17 protein-coding genes are annotated in these 16,090 nt (G+C 77.2%); 7 read left to right on the plus strand and 10 right to left on the minus strand.

Going from position 1 to position 16,090, the window contains the following annotated elements; translation table 11 throughout:
• Window positions 1-96: 96 nt before the first annotated feature.
• Genes ACZ3J7_RS27665 through ACZ3J7_RS27675 form a run of 3 tightly spaced genes read left to right on the plus strand, consistent with a single transcriptional unit; the run spans window position 97 to window position 3,691 of the window.
• Window positions 97-1,878: a bifunctional phosphatase PAP2/diacylglycerol kinase family protein gene (locus tag ACZ3J7_RS27665; protein WP_465625611.1), complete on the plus strand. Its 1,782-nt coding sequence runs from the start codon at window positions 97-99 to the stop codon at window positions 1,876-1,878.
• Window positions 1,878-2,921, plus strand: coding sequence for a YihY/virulence factor BrkB family protein (locus ACZ3J7_RS27670; protein WP_465625613.1), 1,044 nt, complete (start codon window positions 1,878-1,880; stop codon window positions 2,919-2,921). The genes ACZ3J7_RS27665 and ACZ3J7_RS27670 overlap by 1 nt, the downstream gene beginning before the upstream one ends.
• Window positions 2,918-3,691, plus strand: a complete 774-nt coding sequence (locus tag ACZ3J7_RS27675; protein ID WP_465625614.1) for a phosphatase PAP2 family protein — start codon at window positions 2,918-2,920, stop codon at window positions 3,689-3,691. Before ACZ3J7_RS27670 ends, ACZ3J7_RS27675 begins: the two co-directional genes overlap by 4 nt.
• An 8-nt stretch (window positions 3,692-3,699) precedes the next feature.
• On the opposite strand, the gene ACZ3J7_RS27680 is transcribed toward ACZ3J7_RS27675, so the two are convergent.
• The 8 genes from ACZ3J7_RS27680 to ACZ3J7_RS27715 form a co-directional block, all read right to left on the minus strand.
• Window positions 3,700-4,056 carry an STAS domain-containing protein gene (locus ACZ3J7_RS27680; protein ID WP_465625616.1) on the minus strand — a complete coding sequence of 119 codons (357 nt, stop codon included), beginning with the start codon at window positions 4,054-4,056 and terminating at the stop codon, window positions 3,700-3,702.
• A gap of 34 nt (window positions 4,057-4,090) precedes the next feature.
• The gene (locus ACZ3J7_RS27685; RefSeq protein WP_465625618.1) at window positions 4,091-5,725 is read right to left on the minus strand and encodes a SpoIIE family protein phosphatase; all 1,635 of its coding nucleotides are present in this window, start codon (window positions 5,723-5,725) and stop codon (window positions 4,091-4,093) included.
• The gene (locus ACZ3J7_RS27690) at window positions 5,722-7,503 is read right to left on the minus strand and encodes a hybrid sensor histidine kinase/response regulator (protein ID WP_465625620.1); all 1,782 of its coding nucleotides are present in this window, start codon (window positions 7,501-7,503) and stop codon (window positions 5,722-5,724) included. The genes ACZ3J7_RS27685 and ACZ3J7_RS27690 overlap by 4 nt, the downstream gene beginning before the upstream one ends.
• Before the next feature lie 80 nt (window positions 7,504-7,583).
• Window positions 7,584-8,801, minus strand: coding sequence for an ATP-binding SpoIIE family protein phosphatase (locus ACZ3J7_RS27695; protein WP_465625622.1), 1,218 nt, complete (start codon window positions 8,799-8,801; stop codon window positions 7,584-7,586).
• Entirely contained in the window at window positions 8,789-9,208 is a 420-nt protein-coding gene (locus ACZ3J7_RS27700; RefSeq protein WP_465625624.1) for an anti-sigma regulatory factor, read from the minus strand. The genes ACZ3J7_RS27695 and ACZ3J7_RS27700 overlap by 13 nt, the downstream gene beginning before the upstream one ends.
• Complete coding sequence (locus ACZ3J7_RS27705; RefSeq protein WP_033252802.1) at window positions 9,205-9,582, minus strand: STAS domain-containing protein; 378 nt, start codon at window positions 9,580-9,582, stop codon at window positions 9,205-9,207. Before ACZ3J7_RS27705 ends, ACZ3J7_RS27700 begins: the two co-directional genes overlap by 4 nt.
• The gene (locus ACZ3J7_RS27710) at window positions 9,579-10,418 is read right to left on the minus strand and encodes an STAS domain-containing protein (protein ID WP_465625626.1); all 840 of its coding nucleotides are present in this window, start codon (window positions 10,416-10,418) and stop codon (window positions 9,579-9,581) included. The genes ACZ3J7_RS27705 and ACZ3J7_RS27710 overlap by 4 nt, the downstream gene beginning before the upstream one ends.
• Window positions 10,419-10,573: 155 nt before the next feature.
• The gene (locus tag ACZ3J7_RS27715) at window positions 10,574-11,050 is read right to left on the minus strand and encodes a Dps family protein (protein ID WP_465625628.1); all 477 of its coding nucleotides are present in this window, start codon (window positions 11,048-11,050) and stop codon (window positions 10,574-10,576) included.
• A gap of 223 nt (window positions 11,051-11,273) precedes the next feature.
• Here ACZ3J7_RS27715 and ACZ3J7_RS27720 point away from each other — a divergent pair, with 223 nt between their 5' ends.
• Window positions 11,274-11,699, plus strand: coding sequence for an SsgA family sporulation/cell division regulator (locus tag ACZ3J7_RS27720; RefSeq protein WP_465625630.1), 426 nt, complete (start codon window positions 11,274-11,276; stop codon window positions 11,697-11,699).
• A 73-nt stretch (window positions 11,700-11,772) separates the two neighbouring features.
• Here ACZ3J7_RS27720 and ACZ3J7_RS27725 read toward each other — a convergent pair whose 3' ends face one another.
• Together ACZ3J7_RS27725 and ACZ3J7_RS27730 are read right to left on the minus strand one after the other, a co-directional pair.
• Window positions 11,773-12,186, minus strand: a complete 414-nt coding sequence (locus tag ACZ3J7_RS27725) for an ATP-binding protein (RefSeq protein WP_465625632.1) — start codon at window positions 12,184-12,186, stop codon at window positions 11,773-11,775.
• Between the two features lie 74 nt (window positions 12,187-12,260).
• Window positions 12,261-12,653, minus strand: a complete 393-nt coding sequence (locus tag ACZ3J7_RS27730; protein ID WP_465625634.1) for an STAS domain-containing protein — start codon at window positions 12,651-12,653, stop codon at window positions 12,261-12,263.
• A 271-nt stretch (window positions 12,654-12,924) separates the two neighbouring features.
• On the opposite strand from ACZ3J7_RS27730, the gene ACZ3J7_RS27735 reads away from it, so the two are divergent.
• From ACZ3J7_RS27735 to ACZ3J7_RS27745, 3 genes are read left to right on the plus strand one after another with little or no spacing between them, the layout of a single operon-like run.
• Window positions 12,925-14,571: a PP2C family protein-serine/threonine phosphatase gene (locus tag ACZ3J7_RS27735; protein ID WP_465625636.1), complete on the plus strand. Its 1,647-nt coding sequence runs from the start codon at window positions 12,925-12,927 to the stop codon at window positions 14,569-14,571.
• On the plus strand, window positions 14,568-15,737 hold the full coding sequence (locus ACZ3J7_RS27740; RefSeq protein WP_465625638.1) for a cobalamin B12-binding domain-containing protein: 1,170 nt from the start codon (window positions 14,568-14,570) through the stop codon (window positions 15,735-15,737). The genes ACZ3J7_RS27735 and ACZ3J7_RS27740 overlap by 4 nt, the downstream gene beginning before the upstream one ends.
• Entirely contained in the window at window positions 15,734-16,051 is a 318-nt protein-coding gene (locus tag ACZ3J7_RS27745) for an STAS domain-containing protein (protein WP_465625640.1), read from the plus strand. Before ACZ3J7_RS27740 ends, ACZ3J7_RS27745 begins: the two co-directional genes overlap by 4 nt.
• Window positions 16,052-16,090: the final 39 nt, after the last annotated feature.

Here is a 16,090-nt window from a genome sequence, read left to right on the forward strand (position 1 = left end):
GACGGCCGTGGCGGCCGCTCGGCTACCCGGTGGGCCGGAAACGACGCCTGCCGAGCGGATCGGGATGAAAACCGCCGATCGGGGGACACGGGTGCCATGACGAGGACCAAGAGACGGGCGGCGGCGCTCGGCGCGCTCGCCGCGGCGGCCGTCCAGGGGATGCTGCTCTTCGCGCTGGGCGTGCTGGTCACCCACCCGCCGGGCGGCTGGTGGGACCCGCGCGAGGAGACGGTGGTCCGCTGGCTGGCCGAGCACCGCACCCCGGCGCTGACCACCGTCAGCTCCTGGCTGTCGGGGCTCGCCTTCACCCCGGCGATCGTGACCGTCACCGCGGTCGTCGCCGTCCTGCTGCTGCTCCTGCGCCGCCCGCGCTCCGCCGCGCTGCTCGCCGGGGCGGTGGCCCTGCAGGCGACGCTGTTCGTGACCGCCGCCCACCTGGTGGACCGGGCCCGCCCCGACGTCCTCCGGCTGGACGGGGCGCTGCCCACCTCCAGCTTCCCGTCCGGCCACGTCGGGGCGGCCACCGCCCTGTACGGCGGCCTGGGCCTGCTCGCGCTGCGCGCGCCGCGCGGACGGTGGCGGGTGCCGCTGTGCGCGCTGGCCTGGACGGTGCCGGTGCTGGTCGCGGCCAGCCGGCTCTACCGGGGCATGCACCACCCCAGTGACGTGGTCGCCGGGGCGCTGAACGGCGCCGCCGCCCTGTGGGTGCTCTGGCGGGCCCTGTCCGCGCACGAGCCCCGCACCCAGGCCGCTCCCGCCCGGGCCGCCGGGACCGACGCGCTGCCGATCGCGCTGGTCTACAACCCGGTCTCCGTCGACGACGACCTGCTGGCACGGCTCTCCGCCGTCGCCGTCGCCCACGGCCACCGGCCGCCCCGCCGCCTCCCCGGCGACGCGGACGACTGCGGCCGCGCCGCAGCCGAACGCGCCCTCGCCGACGGCGCCCGGCTGGTCGCCGCCTGCGGCGGCGACGGCACGGTCACGGCCTGCGCCGAAGCGCTGGCCGGCAGCGGCGCGACCCTCGCGGTCGTCCCGTGCGGCACCGGCAACCTGCTGGCCCGCAACCTCGGCCTGCCCACCGACCCGGAGGCCGCGCTCGCAGCCGCCCTGGACGGCCGCACCCGCCGGATCGACCTGATGCGCGTCGAAGGCGACGGCCTGCCCGCCCGGACCGCCGCCACCATGGCCGGCATGGGACTGGACGCCGCCGTGATGGCCGACACCGGCCCCGCCCTCAAGCGCCGCCTCGGCTGGCCCGCCTACCTGGTCGGCGCCGCCCGGCACCTCGGCGACCGGCGCTTCGCCCTGACCGTCCGGGTGGACGACGCCCCGCCCCTGCACCGCCAGGTGCGGACGGCCGTCGTCGGCAACGTCGGCAGCCTCCAGGGCGGGGTGCGGCTGCTGCCCGCCGCCACCCCCGACGACGGGGTGCTCGACCTGGTCCTGGTCGGGCCGCACGGCCTCCTCGGCTGGTGGCGGACCCTGCGCGCCCTCCTCACCGGCACCCGCCCCCCGGGCTCGGACGCCCCGCTGGAACACCACCGGGGCCGGCGCATCGAACTGACCGCCACCCACGCCCGCCCCCGCGAGTGCGACGGTGACCCGGTCGGCGAGGGCCGGACCCTGGTCCTGACCGCCCGCCCGGACGCCCTCCTGGTCCGGGTCCCCGGCCCCGCCGCGCCGGACCCGGCCACGGCGGGGGTAACCGGCGGGGGAGCGGCCGCCCGGACCGGCGCGCGCCCCTCGCTCGCCGGCACCGCCCGGTTCGCCGGGACGGGCGGCACGGGCGGGACGGGCGGCGCGCACGGCGCGGCGCAGGACGGAACGGACCGACCCGCCGGGCCCGCCGTGCGCTCGGCCGGCGCGGAGGTGGGCTGATGGGGACCGCGAGCCGGGTCAGGCCCGGCCGGGAGCACCTGTCCGCCGACGAGGCGGTCGGGACGCTGCGGCGGCGGTCCTGGTGGCCGCTGGCGCGGGACGCCTTCCTCCGGTTCCGGTACGCCGACGGGTTCAGCCACGCCCGGGCCCTGGCCTTCCAGGTGGTGCTGGCCCTGGTGCCGTTCGCGATCGCGGTGGTCGGCCTGGCCTCCTCGCTGCACGGCGGCCCGGTCGGGCGGCTGGTGGCGGGCGTCATCGAGCGGGTGGTGCCGGAGCCCAGCGCGGACCTGGTGCGCCAGGTGCTCGACCGGGGCCGGGAGCACACCGGCGGCACCCTCGCGCTGTGGTTCGGCGCGCTATTCGCGCTCGCCAACCTGGTCACCGCGATGTCCCAGATCGAGCGCGGGGCGAACCGGATCTACGGCATCGAACGGGACCGGCCGTTCGAGCGCAAGTACGGACGCAGCCTGCTGATGGCGGCGGGCGCGGGCCTGCCGCTGGGCGTCGGCTTCCTGGTGCTGGTGGCCGGGCCGCAGATCGCGGCGACCGCCGACGAGGTGTTCGGGCTGGGCCCCGGCACCGCCGCGGCCTGGACGCTGCTGCGCTGGCCGGTCGGCGTGCTGCTCACCCTGACCTCGGCCGCCGTGGTCTTCCGCCGGGCCCCGCGCCGCCGCCAACCCGGGTACAGCTGGCTGGCGTTCGGCGCCGGCGTCTACCTGGTGCTGTGGCTGGCGGCGACCTGGCTGCTGAGCCTGTACCTGCGCCTGAGCGGCTCGTTCGACGCCGTGTACGGGCCGCTCAGCGCCCTGTTCTCGCTGCTGGTCTGGTCGTACCTGACCGCGATCGCGCTGTTCCTCGGCCTGTCGTTCGCGGCCCAGCTGGAGGCCGACCGCACCGGCCGCTCCGGCCCCGTGCTGCCCGACCCGCTGGCCCCGGCCGAACAGGACACCGGGCAGGGCGCCGAGCAAGGCGCCGAAGCGGAGCCCGAGCAGGAGCCCGCGCAGGAGCCCGCGCACGAGTCCGAGCACGAGGAGGCCCGGTGATCCGTCGACCGACCCGTCCGCGCCTGGTGGACCCGCGCACCGCCGACCTGCGCCTGGGCGAGCGGCTGCTCGCCGCCGTCGCCGCGTTCGGGGTGGCCGCGGTGCCGACCGCGCTGCTGCTGGTGCTGATCGAGGCCAACTGGGCGCCGTTGCACCGGCTCGACGCCGGGGCGGCCCGACGGCTGCACGCGGCGGTGCGCGAGCACCCGGCCGCGCTGTCGGTGCTGCGCACGCTCAGCGACCGGGTGTGGGACCCGGTGACGATGCGGCTGCTGGTCGCGGCGGCCGTCGCCTGGCTGCTGTGGCGGCGGGCCTGGCGGCTGGCCGTGTGGGCGGCCGCCACCGTGACCGCCTCCGGGCTGATCGGCTGGGGCGTGAAGGCCGCCGTCGCCCGGGCCCGGCCCGCGCTGCCCGACCCGGTGGCGCACGCCCCGGGGTTCTCGTTCCCGTCCGGACACGCGATGACGGCGGCGACCTGCTGCGCGGTGCTGGTGCTGGCGCTCTCCCCGGCGCTGCGGCCGCCGTGGCGGTGGGCGGCCCGGGGGGTAGCCGCCCTGAGCGTGCTGGGCGTGGGGTTCACCCGGGTCGCGCTCGGCGTGCACTGGGTCAGCGACGTGCTGGGCGGCTGGCTGCTCGGCCTGGCCCTGGTCGCCGCCACCGCCTGGGCGTTCGAGGGCTGGCGGCGCGACACCGGCCGACCCGTGCCGCCGCTCGCGGGCGGCCTGGAGCCCGAACTGGCCCCGCACGGACCGGCCCGACCGGAGGGGTGAGCGCGGGATCAGCCGTACGGGCGCAGCGCGCCGACGGCCGCGTCGACGCTCCCGTGCCGGGGCAGCAGCCGGTCCAGGCCGGTCATCGCGAGCAGCCGCTCGACGTCCGGGGTGGTGCCGACCAGGGCCAGCGAGGTGCCGGCGATCTGGGCGCGGCGGAACGCGAAGATCAGTTCGGCGACGCCCAGGGAGTCGCAGAACCGCAGCAGCGCGAGGTCCAGCACCATCGGCAGCGTCGGAACGGTCCGCTCCACGGCGCGGTGCAGGCGCGGCGCGGTGTGGTAGTCCAGCTCGCCCGCGAGCACGACGACGGTCGCCCCCGCGGGATGGGTGCGGACGTCGATGGTCAGGTCGTACTCGGGCACGGGAGCTCCGAACGGTGCGGGGAGGGCTCGACGGTCAGTGCAGGCGGGCGATCAGCAGCGCGACGTCGTCGGTCTGCGCCCGGGCGAACGAGGACAGCAGCAGGTCGGCCGCCCGGTCCAGCTCCGGAGGGGTGTCGGCGAAGACGTCCCGCAGGGCGTCCAGGCTGGTCTGGAGGTGCTCGCCGGGCACCTCGATCAGACCGTCGGTGACCAGCAGCAGGGTGCTGCCGGGAGGCACCGGGTACTCGGTGGTCGGCGGCTGCGGCACGTTCAGGCCGAGCAGGATGCCGTGCTCGCTCAGGTAGCGGGCGGAGCCGTCCGGCAGCCGCAGCAGCGGCGGCAGGTGGCCGGCGTTGGCGACCCGGACGCTGCGCCGGTCGGGGGCGATCAGCACCAGGCAGACCGTCGCGGTCAGACCCGGACGCAACCGGGTCAGCAGGGTGTCCAACCGGTGCAGCAGGGTCTGCGGGTCGTGGCCCTCGATCGCGTAGGCGCGCAGCGCGTGCCGCAGCTCGCCCATCGCCATCGCGGCCTCCAGGGAGTGGCCGGCCACGTCGCCGATCGCCAGCAGCAGCCCGTCCGGGGTGTCGATCGCCTCGTAGAAGTCACCGCCGATCTCGTTGCGGGCCGAGGCCGGCTCGTAGCGCACCGCGAGTTCGACGCCGGGGACGGCGGGCAGCCGGCCGGGCAGGAAGCTGCGCTGCAGGGTGAGCGCGAGGGCGTGCTCCTCGGCCTGGCTGCGCTGCGCCTCCAGGGCGAGCGCGGCGGCCTGGGTGAGCTGGGGGAGCAGGCCGCGCTCGTCCGGGGCGGCGACCGCGTCCCCGTCGACGACCACCGCCAGCGGCGGCCGGCCCGGCTTGGTGCGGGCCGTCACCACCGCGACCGGCCCGGCGGGCAGGCCGGTGCCGGCCAGGCCGTGGTCGGCCAGCACGGCGCCCCACGCCTCGGCGTCCAGCAGGGCGGTGCCGGTGCCGGTGGCGTCGCCCAGGGTGTGGTGGGCGAGCAGGTCGAGCAGGACGGGCGGGGCCTCGAACAGGCGGACCCCGGTGTCGTCCGGGAGGTCCGGGTCGTGGTGGGCCAGGTGCAGGGTGTCGCGGTCCGGGCCGAGCGCGATCGCGGTGGCCCGGGCGGCGCCCAGCCGGACCGCGCCCAGCGCCGCCGAGGCGGCCAGCGCGTCCGGGTCGGTGGCGCCGTACAGCGCGAGGGTGCTGTGGTGCAGGGCGGCGACCCGGGCGGCCAGCCGCTCGGCGCGCCGGCGGGCCCGGGTGTAGCGCAGCACGGCGGTGACGGTGGCCTGGAGCTCGGCCGGGTCGATCGGCTCGGTCAGGTAGGCGTCCGCGCCGCGGTGCAGGCCCTGGGTGCGGTCGCTGGCCTCGATCGCGGTGGCGGAGATGTGCACGACGGGCAGCGCCGCGGTGCGCGGGGCGCCCTTGATCCGCTCGCACACCTCGAAGCCCGTCATGTCGGGCAGGCTGATGTCCACCACGGCCAGTTCGGGCAGCTCGGCGGCGGGGGAGCGCTCCAGCAGCGCCAGTGCCTGGGCGCCGTCGACCGCCTCGACGACGGTGTGCCCGGAGCGGCGCAGCCAGCTGCCCACGACGTACCGGGTGGTGTCGTTGTCGTCGAGGACCAGGACGGTGGCGGGTCCGGCGTCGAGGGTGGGGCTCACGATCCGTCCTCGGGCGGGAGCGGCCGCCGCGGCGCGGCGGGGCGCGGGGCGGACAGGGCGGCGGCGATCCGGCCGCCGTCCACGGCGGACTTGGGCAGCACGGCGCGGGCGTGCGACAGGCGGCCGCGGTCGACGCCGGACAGCGAGGCGGAGGTCAGGACGACCACCGGCACCTGCCGCAGCACGGGGTCGGCCCGCAGCCCGGCCAGCACCTGGTAGCCGTCGACCTCGCCCAGGTGCAGGTCCAGGACGACCGCGTCCGGCCGGGCCGCGCGGATCGCGGCGAGCGCGTTCGCGCCGTCCGGGACCTCCACCACCCGGTCGGCGATCTCCCGCAGCACCGGGCGCAGCACGTCCCGGAACGCCGGGTCGTCGTCGACCGCGACCAGCACCGCCAGCCGCGGGCCGGCGGTCGGCGCGGGGGTCGGCGCCGAGGGGTGCACGGGCAGCCGGACGGTGATCGTGGTGCCCCGGCCCGGCTCGCTGTCCAGGTGCAGCGTGCCGCCGAGGATCTCGGTCAGCCGGCGGGCGTACGGCAGGCCGAGGCCGGTGCCGCGGCGGCCCCGCTGGTGCGGTCCCCGCACCTGGTAGAACTCCTCGAAGACCCGTTCGTGCTGGTCGGCCGGGATGCCGACACCGGTGTCGGCGACGGTCAGCACCAGCGACGGCGCGCCGTCCGGGCCCGGCTCGACCAGGGCCTCCAGCCGCACCGAGCCCCGCTCGGTGAACTTCAGCGCGTTCGACAGCAGGTTGCGCAGCACCCGCACCAGCATCGTCTCGTCGCCGAGCAGCGCCTCCGTCCCGGCCGGCGCCGGGCCGATCCGCAGCGCGACGCCGGGGCGGGCCAGGCCGCGCAGGGTGCCCTCCAGGTGGGAGAGCACGGCGCGCAGGTCCAGCGGCGCCCACTGCGGTTCCAGCGCGCCGGACTCCGCCTTCGCGACGTCGAGCAGCTCGTCGACCAGGGCCAGCAGGGTGCGGCCGGAGTCCGCGATCAGCGACAGCTGGCGGGCCCGCTCCTCGGCCGGCGCGTCGGCGTCGGCGCGCAGCAGCTCGGCCAGGCCCACGACCGCGTTGACGGGCGTGCGCAGCTCGTGGCTGACGTTCGCCCAGAACCGGCTCTTGGCCTCGCTGGCCTCGCGCAGCTGCCGGGACTTCTCGTCGAGCTCGGCGTACAGCGCGACCACGCCCCGGTTGGTCTCCTCCAGCTCCTCCGACAGCTCCGAGTACAGCGCCAGCACGCCCCGGTTGGTCTCCTCCAACTCGCTGTTCAGGCGCCTCAGTTCCTCGCGCTGGGCCCGGGTGTGCTCCAGCACGGCGATCAGGTCCCGGGTCTGCGCCCGGGAGTCCTCCTCCTGGGCGCTCGGCCCGGTGTGCCCGGTGTGCCCGGCCAGCACGTCGCGGGCCCGTCCGGCCAGCTCCGGGAGCGCGCCGGGCACCGGCCCGATCCGCTGCTCGACCCGGACCAGGCCGCTGTCGCCGCCGTGCTCGTGGTGGGTGGGCAGCAGCCGGCCGGACGCCTCCAGCGCCTCCGCGGGCAGCTGGTGGCCGCCCCGCCAGGCCAGGGTCACCCGCAGCGCGGCCGGCGGCCCCGACAGCAGATCGAACGCGGCGGTCAGCCGGTCCGCGCCGAGCAGGCCCCGGCCGAGCTCGCTCAGCGCGGTCGCCAGCCGGACGGCGTCCTGCCCGTCCATGCCGAGCAGGTCGGCGACGGCCCGGGCGCCGCGGCGCAGCCCGAAGGTGTCCCGCGCGCTGTCCACCGGCACGGTCTCCAGGCGCACGGGCGGCCCCTCGGGCAGCGACGGCCCCTCGGGGAGCGGCGGGACGGGCCGTGCGGGCGGGGCGGGAGGATTGGGGGAGTTCACCAGGCACCCTTCGCGACCACTACGCCGGCGTCGTCCCGGCGCACCCCCGCCTCGCGCAGCAGCAGCGCGGCGGCGGTGACGGGCAGGTGGGAGAAGAGGCCAGGCACGTCCGGGGCCCGCCAGCGGTCGGTCAGCCCGTCCGAGTGCAGCACCACCGCGCTGCCCGGCGCGAGCTGCTGCCGGACGGTGTGCGCGCTGGGCAGCTGGTGGCCGACGATGCCCGGGGCGGACGGCAGCGCCCGCCGGGTGCCGCCGACCGGGTCGACCACGAAGGCGCTGACGTTGCCGACCCCGCAGAACTCCAGCCGGGCCTCGGCGGGCTCGACCAGCGCGACGGCGACCGCGCCGCCGCGCCCGGAGCGCAGCGCCCGGTGCAGGTCGGCCAGCACGTCCTCGGGCCGGTGCGCCGTGGTGCGGTGGAACGCGGCGACGGCGTCCGCGGCGGCCCGGGCGGCCAGCGGGCCGTGGCCCAGTCCGTCGCAGAACATCAGCAGGAACGCCCCGGGGCCGGTCCCCGGGCCCGATCCGGCACCGGCAACGGCACCCGCGCCGGTGGCCGGTGCGGCGGGGGAGTGGGTCCGGGACGTCCGGTTGGTCAGCACCGACCAGTCCAGGCGCGCGGCCACCGGCAGGCCCCGGTCGGCGGCCTGCGGCAGCGGGGCCCCCACCGGGCGCACCGCCCACGCGTCGCCGCACAGGTCCTGGCCGCTCATCGGGCGGGTCAGGCCCGCCGTGACCGGTTCGCCCGCGGCGGCGGCCGCCCGTCCGGACGGGGTGCGGTTCCAGAACCGGGCGGTCAGCACGGTGCCACGGCCCGGCAGCGAGTGCAGGTCGAAGGCGTCGGCGAGCCGGGCGACCGCGCCCAGGCCGATGCCCAGGGTCGGGCCGGAGGAGTAGCCGTCGGCGAGCGCGGCGGGCACGTCCGCCATCCCGGGCCCGCTGTCCACGGTGAGGAACTCCAGCGCCGCCTCGGCGTCGGTGCGCACCACCCGCAGCACCATCGCCCCGTCGACGGCGTGCCGGCGCAGGTTGGTGGCGGCCTCGCTGACGGCGAGCTCCGCCTCACCGGCCCGCTCGGGCAGCAGGCCGATCCGGTGCGCGAGCTGGCGGGCCGCGCTGCGGGCGGCGGCGGGCAGCGAGTCCGAGTGGCGCAGCCACAGGGTGTCCTCGCACACGGCCACCGCGGGGACCGCCGGGGGAGTCACCGCGCCCACTTCGTCACTCCCACCCTGGTCCCGGCGCCGGGCTCGCTGTGCAGCTCGAACTCGTCGACCAGTCGGCGCGCCCCGCTCAGGCCCAGGCCCAGACCGCCGCCGGAGGTCCAGCCGTCGGTCAGGGCGAGGTCCAGGTCGGGGATGCCCGGCCCGCTGTCCTCGAACACGGCGTGCACGCCGGTCCGCGCCCCGCTGCGGACGGCGGCGCAGCGCATCAGGCCGCCGCCGCCGTACACCAGGGTGTTGCGGGCGAGCTCGCTGGCGGCGGTGACGAGCTTCGTCTGGTCGACCAGCGACAGCCCGCACTGCTGGGCGTACGTCCGGACGGTCTGCCGGGCCCGCACCACGTCGTCGTTGGACCCGATCGGCACGGTCTGCTCGTTCTCCACCACCCGGGGCCCGGTCACGGGCGGCCCGTACGCGCGGTACGGTCCCGTTCCAGCAGCGCCAGACCCTTCTCCAGGGTGAGCGCGGTGCGCACCCCGCCCAGCGAGAGCCCCAGCTCGACCAGGGTGATGGCGACCGCCGGACGCATCCCGACGACGACCGTCTCGGCGTCCAGCATCCGCGAGATCGCGGCGGTGTTGGCCAGCATCCGGCCGACGAAGGAGTCGACGATCTCCAGCGCGGTGATGTCGATGACCACCCCGTTCGCGCCGGTGGCGACGATCCGCTCGGCCAGGTCGTCCTGGAGGTCCAGGACGATCTGGTCCTCCAGGTCGACCTGGATCGACACCAGCAGGACCTGGCCGATCTTCAGGACCGGGACGCGGTCGCTCACCGGGCACCGCCCGCGGGCGCCTGCGCGCCGCTGAGCTGCAGGACGTGGCGCAGCGCGTCGGCCAGCGTGGCCTTGGTGACGATGTCGCCGAACTGGACGCCCAGCGCGACCAGGGTCTGCGCGATCTGCGGGCGGATGCCCGAGATCGTGCACTCCGCGCCCATCAGCCGGGCCGCGACCACGGTCTTCAGCAGGTGCTGGGCGACCTCGGTGTCCACGGCGGGCACGCCGGTGATGTCGATGATGGCGTGCTCGGAGCCGGAGTCCACCAGGCTCTGCAGCAGCTTCTCCATCACCACCTGGGTGCGGGCCGAGTCCAGCGTGCCGACCAGCGGCACCGCCACCACGTCCTCCCACAGCTTGACCACCGGCGTCGACAGTTCGAGCAGCTGCTCGGCCTGCGCGCTGATGATCTCCTCGCGGGTGCGGGCGTACGCCTCGATGGTGAACAGGCCCAGCGCGTCCAGCAGCCGGGTCAGCTGCAGGTACGCCGCGATGTCCTCGCCGGTGCTGGTCGCGGTCGGCTCCAGCACGTCCTTGCAGGCGAACACGCTGACGGCCGTCTCGGTGGGCGTGAAACCGTACCGGGCCCGGCTGCGGGAGAGCTCCACCAGCAGGGCGCGCACCTCCGAGTACGCCTCGTCCTGCCAGTCCAGCCCGCCCTTGTCCAGTGCCTGGACCAGCGCCTGGTAGAGGTCCGACAGCTCGCGCTCCAGCTCGGCCCGACTGATCCGCGCGCCCAGGGTCGCGGCCACGGCCGCCACCCACTGCTCCTGCACCGCATCGTCCCGGGTCAGCAGCTCGACGAGCCGTTCGGACGCTTGCTCCACCGCCATCAGGCGTTCTCCTCGCTGGTCAGGCCCCGTTCGGGGGCCTCGGCCGTCGCACGACGGCGCGCGGCACCCGGCCGGTCGGCCGGGTCACCGCGCGCCGTCTGCCCCGGTCGCCGCGCGGTATGCACGACGGCCGGGATTTTTTTTCCGGGCCGGGTTCAGGCCCGGTTCTCGGCCCGGAACATCCAGCTGTGCTTCTCCAGCGCCGAGGTCACTCCGATCAGCAGGTCCTGGGTGACGGGGTCGGCCTCCCCGGTCTTCGCGATCCGCTCGCGCATCCGGGCGACCACCGCCGCGAGCGCCTGCACCAGCCACTCGACGACCGCCGCGTCGGCCTGCCAGCCGGCCGGCGCGGCGGGCAGGCCGCTCGCCGCGACCGTCGCGGCCCGCCCGTCCGGGCTGACCCCGATCGCGGCGGCCCGCTCGGCCACCTGGTCGGCGTAGTCACGGGCGGTGGCCACCACCTCGTCCAGGTGCAGGTGGACGGAGCGGAAACGGGGGCCGTACAGGTTCCAGTGCGCCTGCTTGCCGACCAGGGACAGGTCCACCAGATCGACCAGGGCGCCCTGCAGCGCCTCCCCGGCCGTGTCGCGGTCGTGTGCGTCCAGCGGGCTGCCGGTGGCGATGTCCATCATCAGTCCTCTCCACGTACGTCGGGGGCGGCCGGCGGGCACCGGCCGCCCCCTCGGCTGCCCGCCCGTGCCGGACCGAAACGTCCCGGTTCCGGATAACGGTTCGGCAACCCCGGCGTGGACCGCCCGGTCCCGGGTAGCCGCGCCGGCGACACCCGGCCGCCCAGGCCACCCCCTCGGGGTGCACCCCGCACCGGCACACCCGCACGAAAAACAGGAAACAGGAATGGGGACCCGCATGCCCGTCGCCGTGTTCAGGTCGTTCTCCGTCACCCTCCCGGAGAGCCCCCACCCCCACACCTGGGTCACGGCCCAGTTGCGCTTCGATCCGGCCCTGCCCTACGGAGTGGAGCTGGCCTTCCCGCCGCACCACCCGGGCGGCGAGGAGATCACCTGGTGGTTCGGCCGCGACCTGCTGGCCGAGGGGCGCCGCGCGCCGGTCGGCGAAGGGGACGTCCGGGTCGCCCCCGGACCGGACGGCCGGGTCCTGATCACCCTGGGCGCCCTCGGACCGCAGGCCGAACGGGCGCTGATCAGCGCCCCCGGCACCGCCGTCGCCGCGTTCCTCGCCGAGGCCTACGCCGAGGTGCCGCCCGGCAGCGAGAGCGCCCACCTCGACCTCGCCCCCAGCCTCGCCCGCCTGCTGGCCTGAACGCCCGGGGCCGATCGTCCGGGGCCGAGCGCCGGGGCCGTTCGCTCTCCGGCCCGTTCCCCGGCGCGGCCGCTCAGCCGGTCAGGGTGACCCGGATCCGCTTGCCGCCGCCGGGCAGCGGGTGGATCTCCCAGCTGCGGCTGACCAGCTGGACCAGCGGCCAGCCCCGGCCGCCCAGCCGGGTCGGGTCCTGCAGGTGGGCGGCGTCGCCGTGCGGGCGGGCGTCGGCGGCGTCCTCGACCTCGATCGTCAGCACGCCGCCGTCGTCCGTCCGCACGGCGAACCCGGTCACTCCGCCGGCGTGCCGGATCGCGTTGGTGACCAGCTCGGTGACGGCGAGGCAGGCGTCGCCGAGCAGCCGCTCCCCGGCCCCGGGGTGCCCGGCGAGCGCCTCGGCGACGGCCACCCGGGCCTCGGCCGCGGTGCACACCGGCGGACGGGCGGGCAGGGCGGGCCGCCGCGTCTGGTCGGTCTCGGCACCGGACATCTGAGGACCTCGCATCGGTCGGGACGGGGTGGGGAACGGCGCTCCGGACAGTCGGCTGCCCGGACGGCGCGCTATCACACCGGAGGGCCGGGCACGTCGCAGCGCAGCGCGGCCGCCACGTCCGGCGCGACCGGTAGGTAGCCGCCGGCGGCGGCGAGGTCGATCAGTCTGCGGACGGCCGCCTGGAGCGGCCCGGCCAGCACCAGCCGTCCGCCGTCCTCGGCCATCCGCCGCCGGGCGACGAGCAGGCCGTTCAGCACCGAGGAGTCGGCGAACGTGACCTCCGAGAGGTCCACCACGAGCAGCCGCGGCCGGCGGTCGAGCGCGGCCGTCAGCCGCTGGGCGAACTCCTGGGCGTCCTCCCAGTCGAGTTCGCCCCGCGCCCGCACCGTCTCGACGCCCGGCGGGCCCGCCCCGGGGGCACCACCGGCGGTGCCCCCGGCGGCACCGTGCGTGTGATCGGTCATGACCGGCATGGTAGCCCGGGCCCCGCCCCGGGCACCCGGCGCCCACCGTCACCGGCCCCCGCCGGGGCCGCGGCGACGGCCCGCAGCCCCCGGGACCGCCGGCCGGACCGGCAGGTCACCGGGCGGCGGTAGCATGGCGGTTCGGGTGCAGCCCGTCGGATCCCCCCCGGGGCCCGCAGGCCGCACCAAACCCGCCCACCCCAAGGGCCCACGGGCCCGGCGGCGCCGGCGGAAACCAATTGCGAGGTGAGGACCCGTCAAGGTCCGGACGATGGCATCTTCGACTTCCCCCGCGGCCACCACCGACGGGCACTACCTCGCCGGTTCCCCCTACCCGGTGGCGCTGCTCGACCCCGACGGCCGGCTCCTGCACGCCAGCGCCAGCGCCCGCCGCCTCCTGGCGGGCCCGGACGGCGGACCCGGCGGCGGCCCCCACGGCGGCCCGGGCGACAGCCCGGCCTGGCTGCGCCGGGCGCACCTGGACCTGCGGGAGGACGACCCCCGGCCGCAGGTCGTCCGGCACGCCCACCCCGTGGCCGGCGCGGTCGAGGCGCACCCCACCCGCCGGCCCGACGGCAGCGCGGTGTGGTGGTTCGTCACCCGCGAGACCCGCCCGGACGGGCCCCCGGCGGCCGACGGCGGCCCGCACGACTGGGAGCTGCTGACCCGGCTGTCCGGCCTGCTGCTGTCCTCGCTGAACGCCGACCGGGTCCTGGAGACGGCCGCCCGCCAGGCGGCGCTGCACCTGGCCGACGCCGCCGTGCTGATCGCCCCCGGCTCGGGCCGGGTGCTGCGCTTCGTGACCTGCCTGCGCGGCGACGCACCGGCGCACGCCCAGGTGCGGGCCGACGCCGCCGAGGTCCCCGGCCTGGCCGAGGCGCTGCGCGGGTTCCCGCCGGTCCCCTCGCGCTGGATCGACCCGGGCGCGGCGCCGCACTGGCTGGTGCCCGACGGCTTCGGCCGGGTCGGTTCGGTGCTGGTCACCCCGCTGCCCGGGCACGGCGTCCCCGCCGGGGCGCTGGTGCTGCTGCGCACCCCGGCCGCCGGCCCGTTCGCCCCCGGCGAGGAGGCCTTCGCCCGGATGTTCGCCGTCCGGGCCGGCGCCGCCGTCTCCGCCGCCGTCATGTACTCCGAGCAGGCCGCCATCACCGACCTGCTGATGCGCGAACTCCTCCCGCCCCGGCTCGAACACCTCGATGGGGTGGACTTCGCGGGCGGCTACCGCGCCTCGGTCGACCGCGACCGGATCGGCGGCGACTTCTACGACGTCCACCCCGCCGCCGACCCCGGCGGCGAGACCCTCGCCCTGCTCGGCGACGTCAGCGGCAAGGGCCTGGAGGCCGCCGTCATGACCGGCAAGGTGCGCAACACGCTGCACGCGCTGCTGCCGCTGGCCGACGACCACCAACGCGTCCTGCACCTGCTCAACCGGGCCCTGCTGACCTCCCACCACACCCGCTTCGCCAGCCTGGTGCTCGCCTCGGTGCGTCGCGAGGACGACCGGGTCCGGGTCCGGCTCTCGGCCGCCGGGCACCCCGCGCCGATGGTGGTCCGGGCGGACGGCCGGGTCACCGAGTCCACCACCCTGGGCAGCATCGTCGGCGTCCTGCCCGAGGCCACCACCCGGACCGACACCGTCCTGCTCGACCCCGGGGAGGCGTGCGTCCTGTACAGCGACGGCATCACCGAGGCCAAGGGCGGCCCGACCGGCGACGAGCAGTTCGGCGACGACCGGCTGCGCCAGGCCCTCGCCGAGTGCGCGGGCCTGCCCGCCGAGGCGATCGTGGAACGGGTGCAGATGCTCACCGCGCAGTGGCTGCGCGAGGGCCGGCACGACGACATGGCGGTCATGGTGATCGCCGCGCCCCCGCACGGCCACGTCCCCGTGATCGGCGGACAGCGAGGAGCCGAGGCATGAACGACCACGCACCCACCGGCACGCTCACCCCGCAGACCGGCACGCTCACCCCGGAGACCGGCTCCGCGACCGGCTCCGCACCCGGGACCTGCGCCGACCTCGCCGACCGCACCGAGGAGCTGTGGGAGGCCGTCCTCGGCGGCGACCAGGCCCGGGCCGTCGCCCTCGCCGTCGCCGCGCTGGAGGAGGGCCTGCACCCGGAGGCGCTGCTGCTCGACGTGATCGGCGCGATCCAGGCCCGGATCGGCCGCGAATGGGCGGCCGACCGGATCACCGTGATCCAGGAGCACGCCGCGACCGCCGTCAACGAACGGGTGGTGGCCGTCGTCACCCACCACCCCGCGTTCGCCGCCGCCACCGCCCCCCGCCGCCCCGGCCGGATCACGGTGGCCTGCGTCGACGGCGAGTGGCACGCCTTCCCGGCCCGGCTGCTGGCCGAGGTGCTGACCCTGCGCGGCTGGCGGGTCGACTACCTCGGTGCCCAGTGCCCCACCCCCCACCTGATCGCCCACCTGCACCGCACCGCCCCCGACGTGCTCGCGCTGTCCGCCTCGCTGCCCACCCGGCTGCCCGCCGCGCACAGTGCGATCACCGCCGCCCAGGCCGCCGGCGTGCCCGTCGTCGTCGGCGGCGCGGCCTTCGGCCCCGACGGCCGGCACGCCCGGCTGCTCGGCGCCGACGCCTGGGCCCCCGACGCCCGCACGGCCGCCGCCCGCCTCGCCCGCGGCCTGCCGCTGCCGGCCTCCCCGCACCAGCCCGTCGACGACCTGCCCCACCTCGCCGACCAGGAGTACACCCTGGTCGGCCGCGACCCCCGGGCCCTGGTGGCCAACGTCCTGGCCGCCCTCGCCGACCGGCACCCCGCCGTCCGCTCCTACACCGGCGTCCAGCGCGAGCACACCCTCGACGACCTGACCCACGTCGTCGAGCACCTGGCCGTCGCCCTCTACACCGGGGACGCCGAACTGTTCACCGCGTTCACCGGCTGGACCCGGCACGTCCTGCTCGCCCGCTCCGTCCCGGACGTCCTGCTCACCTCCGCGCTGACCGTGCTGCGCGAGCAGCTGCGCGACCTGCCGCGCAGCGTCGCGATCCTCACCGCCGCGCTGACCGCCGCAGTACCCGCCGCGCCGGTCCCCGCCCCGACCACCGGAACACCCGCATGAGCGCGCACCCCGCCCACCCGCCCCGCGCCGTCACCGTCCGGGTGGAGGGCGAACTCGACCACGAGAGCTGCGAGGAACTCGTCCGGGCGGTCGTCGGCCACCTGGCCGCCCGCCCGCCGTACGACGAGGTCCGGGTCGACTGCGCCGCCATGTCGCTGTGCGACTCCATGGGGCTGTCCGCGCTGCTGCAGATCCGCCGCGACACGGACGCGGCCGGCCGCCGCCTGCTCCTGGAGCACCGCCCCGCCCACCTCGACCGCCTGCTGCACCTCACCGGCACCGCCGACTACCTGCTCGCCGACCTCGCGCCCTGAGGTCGCCCGCCCGGGGGAGGGCCGGTTTCCGATCTCCGG

Source organism: Kitasatospora sp. NPDC015121 (assembly GCF_055562955.1).